The following is a 702-nucleotide window of genomic DNA, read 5'->3' as shown; positions in this document are numbered from 1 at the left end:
TGAAATTTCTGTCACTTATACTTCTCTCTACACTATTCGTGAGCTCGACTCTAACGGCCGGGGAACGAGAGCAAGCTAAACGTATACATGACAGAATAGCGGGTGTGCCCCCTACTGCAAGTGTACTCGACTCTATGGCGGCGGATATTTTGGCGGGCGAAGCTAGCAATGCGGCCTATACGGCAATGGAACACACTGCTTTCTATGACGTTACGCTAAAAAACCTTGCAGCCCCCTGGACAAATGAAGCCATGTCCAGCTTTGTGCCCTTCAATGACTATATGGCAACCGTAATTGGTTTAGTACGCGATGACGCAGACTTTCGGTCAGTTCTATATAGCGACGTGCTCTATGTCGGAAATTCTTCACTTGGGCTACCAAACCCGAGCATCAGTAGCAACGCGCATTATGAAGCTCTGGAAGATGGCGGACACAGCCTAAAAGAGTATCTGATTGCCAGCACTCAGTCGGAACAATACAACATCCCTAGCGCTGCCGCTGCCGGTATCATGACCACGCGCGCATCCGCTCATGCATTCATGAAAGACGGTACCAATCGTGCACTGTTCCGTTTTACCGTGTTAAACCACTTATGCAACGATATGGAGCAACTTAACGACACCTCCTTACCACCTGACCGCGTCAGGCAAGATGTTTCGCGTAGCCCTGGTGGCGACAGCAGAATCTTCTTAAACAGCTGTG

General features: G+C 49.9%; 1 pseudogene. It reads left to right on the top strand.

Going from position 1 to position 702, the window contains the following annotated elements:
* Window positions 1-38 precede the first annotated feature (38 nt).
* Window positions 39-702 (top strand): annotated as a pseudogene (locus tag A3735_RS24670) (hypothetical protein); the annotation flags it as partial.

This window comes from Oleiphilus sp. HI0061 (assembly GCF_001635675.1).
This window is presented reverse-complemented; position numbering and strand designations above follow the sequence as displayed.